This is a genomic window from Corallococcus sp. AB030 (assembly GCF_003668965.1).
Lineage (GTDB): Bacteria > Myxococcota > Myxococcia > Myxococcales > Myxococcaceae > Corallococcus > Corallococcus exiguus.
On the sequence record NZ_RAWQ01000344.1, the window covers coordinates 1 to 5,546 of the forward strand.

6 protein-coding genes are annotated in these 5,546 nt (G+C 66.0%); 5 read left to right on the plus strand and 1 reads right to left on the minus strand.

The features are described from left to right. Positions 1–25: 25 nt before the first annotated feature. From D7Y15_RS41780 to D7Y15_RS41800, 5 genes are read left to right on the plus strand one after another with little or no spacing between them, the layout of a single operon-like run. Positions 26–901 carry an SCO family protein gene (locus D7Y15_RS41780; protein ID WP_120580873.1) on the plus strand — a complete coding sequence of 292 codons (876 nt, stop codon included), beginning with the start codon at positions 26–28 and terminating at the stop codon, positions 899–901. Beyond that, the gene (gene coxB, locus D7Y15_RS41785) at positions 898–1,944 is read left to right on the plus strand and encodes a cytochrome c oxidase subunit II (RefSeq protein ID WP_120567457.1); all 1,047 of its coding nucleotides are present in this window, start codon (positions 898–900) and stop codon (positions 1,942–1,944) included. The genes D7Y15_RS41780 and coxB overlap by 4 nt, the downstream gene beginning before the upstream one ends. Further along, on the plus strand, positions 1,928–3,604 hold the full coding sequence (locus D7Y15_RS41790; protein ID WP_120580866.1) for a cytochrome c oxidase subunit I: 1,677 nt from the start codon (positions 1,928–1,930) through the stop codon (positions 3,602–3,604). The genes coxB and D7Y15_RS41790 overlap by 17 nt, the downstream gene beginning before the upstream one ends. Further along, on the plus strand, positions 3,597–4,259 hold the full coding sequence (locus tag D7Y15_RS41795) for a cytochrome c oxidase subunit 3 family protein (protein ID WP_120560477.1): 663 nt from the start codon (positions 3,597–3,599) through the stop codon (positions 4,257–4,259). Before D7Y15_RS41790 ends, D7Y15_RS41795 begins: the two co-directional genes overlap by 8 nt. Before the next feature lie 10 nt (positions 4,260–4,269). Continuing rightward, positions 4,270–4,710: a cytochrome C oxidase subunit IV family protein gene (locus tag D7Y15_RS41800; protein ID WP_120580867.1), complete on the plus strand. Its 441-nt coding sequence runs from the start codon at positions 4,270–4,272 to the stop codon at positions 4,708–4,710. Between the two features lie 100 nt (positions 4,711–4,810). On the opposite strand, the gene D7Y15_RS41805 is transcribed toward D7Y15_RS41800, so the two are convergent. Further along, the coding region (locus D7Y15_RS41805) for a DUF481 domain-containing protein (protein WP_233605299.1) at positions 4,811–5,546 on the minus strand (736 nt) is incomplete at its 5' end.

Consider the following 5,546-nt stretch of genomic DNA (forward strand, 5'->3'; position numbering starts at 1 on the left):
TCCTGCCCCCGAGCCGTCCCCCACCATGCCGTCCCTTCTTCCGCTCTCCTCCGCCCGCGCCGCCGGGCTCCTCGCGGCGCTCGCGCTGGTACTCACCAGCGCCACGCCCGCGTTCGCCCTGCCGGGTGGAGGCAAGACGCCCCGCGCCATCGTGGAGGCGGACTCAGACCTGCCCCCGCCGGTGACGGGCGTGGACGTGGAGGAGCACCTGGGGGATCCGCTCCCCCTGGAGACCCGCTTCCTGGACTCCACCGGGGAAGAGGTGCGGCTGGGCACGCTGCTGTCGAAGACGCGCCCCACCCTGCTCACGCTCGTCTATTACGAGTGCCCCATGCTCTGTAACCTCGTCATCAACGAGCAGGTCCGCGTGATGCGCGAGCTGGGCCTGGAGCTGGGCAAGGACTACGAGGCCGTCACCGTCAGCATCGACCCCAAGGACACCCCGGCGCAGAGCACCGAGCGGCGGCGCAAGTACCTCCAGTCCATGGGCAAGCCGGAGACGGCTCCGTGGCACTTCCTCACCGGCACCGACGAGAACATCCACAAGCTCGCCGATGCCGTGGGCTTCAAATACACGTATGAACCGAGCACGAAGCAGTACGCCCACCCCGCGGTGGTCACCGTGCTCACCCCGGAGGGGAGCATCTCCCGCTACCTCTACGGCACGTCGTTCGACCGCAAGGACGTGAAGCTTTCGCTGCTGGAAGCAGCGGGCGGTCGGGTCGGGACGAGCGTCGATCGCATCGTCATGTCCTGTTTCAAGTATGACACCGCCACGCGGCGGTACGGTTTCTACATCTTCGGGTTCATCCGCCTGGGCTCCCTGGCTGTCTTTGGCGCCCTGGCCACGATGCTGATCTATTTCTGGAGGCGCGAGCTGAAGAAAGGCGCGACTACATGAGCGACCTGGCCAACCAATTCCTGTTCCTCCCGGAGCGCGCGTCCACGTTCGCGGAACGGGTCGACTTCCTGCACTACTTCGTCGTCGGCACGACGATGGTGATGTCCGCGGGCGTCGGCCTCGCGGCGCTCTTCATGTTCTTCCGCTACCGTCGGCGGGAGGCCCACCAGCACACGGAATACGTGGTGCCGGACCTGAAGACGGAGTTCCTCTTCGTCTCCGTTCCGCTGGTGTTCTTCCTGGCGTGGTTCGCCATCGGGTTCCGGGACTTCACCTGGTTCACCACTCCGCCCAAGGACTCGATGGATGTCTACGTCATGGGCAAGCAGTGGATGTGGAAGTTCTCCTATCCGGAGGGCCCCAACGGCGTGAACGTGCTGCACGTGCCGGCTCACCGCCCGGTGCGCCTGCTCATCACGTCCCGCGACGTCATCCACTCCTTCTACGTCCCGTCCTTCCGCATCAAGATGGACGCGCTGCCGGGCCGCTACACGCAGGCCTGGTTCGAGGCGACGAAGCCCGGCACGTACCAGGTGCTCTGCACCGAGTACTGCGGCTTGTCGCACTCGAAGATGCTGGCGGAGGTCGTCGTGCTCGCGCCGGAGGACTACGAGAACTGGCTGAAGGAGCAGCAGCGTGGCCGCCTGCAGGACCGGCAGGACGCGCTGGCGGACACCTCGCTGGTGCCCCCCGTCGCCCGCATGGCCGAGCAGGGCCAGAAGCTGGTGGGCACGCAGGGCTGCCTCAAGTGCCACTCGGTGGACGGCTCGAAGCACATCGGCCCCACCTTCCTGGGCATGTACGAGCGCGAAGAGAAGCTCGACGATGGCCAGAGCATCCGCGTGGATGAAGCCTACATCACCCAGTCGATGATGGACCCGGGCGCGCACATCGTCGCCGGCTACCAGAACGTGATGCCGACCTACCAGGGCAAGCTGCAGGGCCCCGAGTCGGCCGCCATCGTCGAGTACATCAAGACGCTGCGCACCGCGAACGTGCGTGAGACCGCTTCCGAGGGCCCCGCCTATGACCCCATCCAGTAGCATCGCCGCGCCGGGGGCCGTCCCCGGCCATGAGGCGCACGACGACCACGGCCACCACCCGAGCTACCTGACGGACGGCACCACGGTGAAGTCGTGGCTGCTGACGGTGGACCACAAGCGCATCGGCATCATGTACATGGCGTGGATCCTGCTCTTCTTCCTGGTGGGCGGCATCTTCGCGCTGCTCATCCGGATCGAGCTGCTCACGCCCGGTCCGACCATCATGGACGCGATGACGTACAACCGCGTCTTCACGCTGCATGGCGTGGTCATGATCTTCCTGTTCATGATCCCCGCCATCCCGGCCATCTTCGGCAACTTCCTGCTGCCGCTGATGCTGGGCGCCAAGGACGTGGCGTTCCCGCGGCTGAACCTGCTGTCGCTCTACGTGTACCTGGCGGGCGCGGGCTTCGCGCTCTGGGGCATGCTCAACGGCGGTCTGGACACTGGTTGGACGTTCTACACGCCGTACAGCGCGCACACGACGACCACGGTGGCGCCGGTGCTGTTCGGCGCGTTCATCATCGGGTTCAGCTCCATCCTCACGGGCATGAACTTCATCGTCACCACGCACACCATGCGCGCGCCGGGCATCACCTGGTTCAAGATGCCGCTGATGGTGTGGGCGCTCTACGCCACCAGTTGCATCCAGGTGCTGGCGACGCCGGTGATTGGCCTGCTGCTCCTGCTGGTGACGGCGGAGAACCTGTTCAGCCTGGGCATGTTCGACGTGGCCCGCGGCGGTGACCCGGTGCTCTTCCAGCACCTGTTCTGGTTCTACAGCCACCCGGCCGTGTACATCATGGTGCTGCCGGCGTTCGGCGTGATGAGCGAGGTCGTCTCCACATTCAGCCGCAAGAACATCTTCGGCTACCGCGCGGTGGCGTACTCCAGCGTGGGCATCGCGTTCGTGGGCTTCTTCGCCTGGGGCCACCACATGTTCGTGTCCGGCCAGTCGACCTTCAACGCCGGCGTGTTCGGCGTGCTGTCGATGCTGGTGGGCGTGTTCACGGCCATCAAGGTCTTCAACTGGGTGGGCACCGTCTACAAGGGCGCGGTGGAGTTCAGCACCCCGTTCGCCTATTTCTGCGGCTTCCTGTTCTTCACCGTGTTCGGCGGCATGACGGGCATCGCGGTGGCGACGGTGTCGCTGGACGTGGCGTGGCACGACACCTACTTCGTCGTGGCGCACTTCCACTTCATCATGGTGGGCGCGACGATCATGGCCTTCCTGGCCGCGCTCCACTACTGGTTCCCGAAGATGTTCGGGAAGATGTACCACGAGGGGTGGGGCCTGGTTTCCGCGGCGCTCATCATCCTGGGCTTCAACGCGACGTTCATCCCCCAGTTCCTCGTGGGCAACGCGGGCATGCCGCGCCGCTACTACGAGTACCCGGAGCGCTTCCAGGCGCTGAACGTGGCGTCCACGGCCGGTGCGTCGCTGCTCGCGTTCGGCTTCATCATCATCGCGGTGTACCTGACCTACGCGCTCATCTACGGCGAGCGCGTGGACAACCCGTGGCACAGCAAGGGCTACGAGTGGCTGACCCAGTCCCCTCCGCCCACGCACAACTTCATCGGGCCCCAGCCGACGTATCCCGAGGAGCCGCACTTCTACGTGGATCCGAAGAAGGCCCAGGGCGAGGTGTCGGATGTCTAGCGCGCACGTGACGCCGGGCTCGGTGCCCGGTCCCAAGCTGGCCGCTCACTTCGCGTCGCTGGAGGTGCAGAAGCACGCGGCGCGGCTGGGCATGTGGCTGTTCCTCGCCACGGAAATCCTGCTCTTCGCCGGTCTGTTCGCGTGCTACGCGGCCTACCGCTTCCTGTTCCCGGAAGCGTGGGCGGCGTCCAGCCGCAGCCTGGACCTGACGATGGGCACCATCAACACGGTGGTGCTCATCACCTCCTCGTTCACCGCCGCCATGGCGGTGCACTACGCCAAGGAGGGGAAGAACGCGATGGTGGGGCACATGAACGTGCTCACCCTCCTGATGGCGGTGGGCTTCCTCGTCATCAAGTTCTTCGAGTACAAGCACAAGTTCCACATCGGGACGCTGCCGGGCCGCTACTACTTCTACGAAGGCATCCAGCTGCCGGGCGCGCCGCTGTACTTCACGGTGTACTTCGCCTCCACCGCCCTGCACGCGCTGCACGTCGTCATCGGCATGACGGTGCTGGCGTTCGCCACGGTGCGCGCGTACCGCGTCGGGGACTTCAACGCGAACAACTACACGCAGGTCGAGCTGGGCTCCATGTACTGGCACCTCGTCGACCTGGTGTGGATCTTCCTCTTCCCGATGCTGTACCTGGTCTGAGGGTTACGACATGGCCATCGCCAACGAATCGCATCAGGAAGAGCACAACATGCAGGCGCACCACGGCGCCGGGCGCTACGTGGTCATCTGGATTGCGCTGCTGGTGCTCACGCTCGTCACGGTGTTCACCGGCCGCATGCACCTGCCTGACTTCGGTCTGGTGCTCGCGCTCATCATCGCCAGCGTGAAGGGCACGCTGGTGGCGCTGTACTTCATGCACCTGTCGGAGCACCAGGGCGCCAACCGCCTGGTGTTCGGCGTGTCCATCCTGTTCGTGGTGCTGCTCATCGGCTTCTCGCTGATGGACCTGGGCACCCGCTTCCGTCTGGCCAACCCGCCGGGGTCGCAGTACAGCGACCTGCAGGCGGTGGACATCGGAGCGAACCCGACGGAAGGCCGCACGGGTGGCCACCAGCAGATCCAGAAGCAGGGACACGAAACGCACGAGTAGTTCGTCGCTTTCCGCAGTCCCCTGAAGCACGAACGCGGCGCCCGGGATTCTTCCCTGGCGCCGCGTCGCTTTTGGCGGGCTTGGGTGCCCGCGTGGGGGACTACAGGGCGACGGTCAGGTTGAAGGAGAGCGCCGTGTCGGTGGACACCTTGCCCGGGGGCGGAGCGCTGTCGGACTTCACGAGGAAGCCCACGCCCAGGGCCAGCGCGTCGGTGAGGTTCGCCATCACCTGCGTCTGGCTGCTGAAGAGGATGCGCGCGTCGGAGATGACGCTGACCAGGATCTCCGCCTCTTCCTGGAAGGTGATGTCCTTGGAGAGGCCGTAGCGGAACAGGGCGCCGAAGCGCGGACCGCCCAGGTCCACGTTCGGCAGGTCCACGCGATTGGGGTAGTACTGGAAGCGCAGCTCGCGTGCGTAGCGGAAGGCGAAGTCGGTGCGCAGGACGGTCTCGCGCACGCTGGCCTTCTCGTCCCGCTTGGTGTCGAACCAGAAGATGCTGGCGCCGGCTTCACCGTAGGGCCGCGCCTCGATGCTCTTGATGTGGTCCGTGTCCACGCCGGCCAGCAGGTAGCCGCTGATCTCCTGCGTGAAGCGGCGGTCCCCGCGCAGCTCGACGCCGGCGTTGAGGGCCACCACCTGGGACAGGGACTCCACCTCCCCTTCCACCTGGGGCGGGCGGCTGCGGCCGTACGCGCCGTAGGCCTTCACGGAGTAGATCCAGTGCTCCGTCTTGCGCAGCGCGCTGGCCAGGCCGCTCACCGTCAGCGTGGACGCGTTGCCGGTGAGGGAGATGAGGCTCAGGCCCACGCTGACGTCCCAGACGCTGGGCTTCACG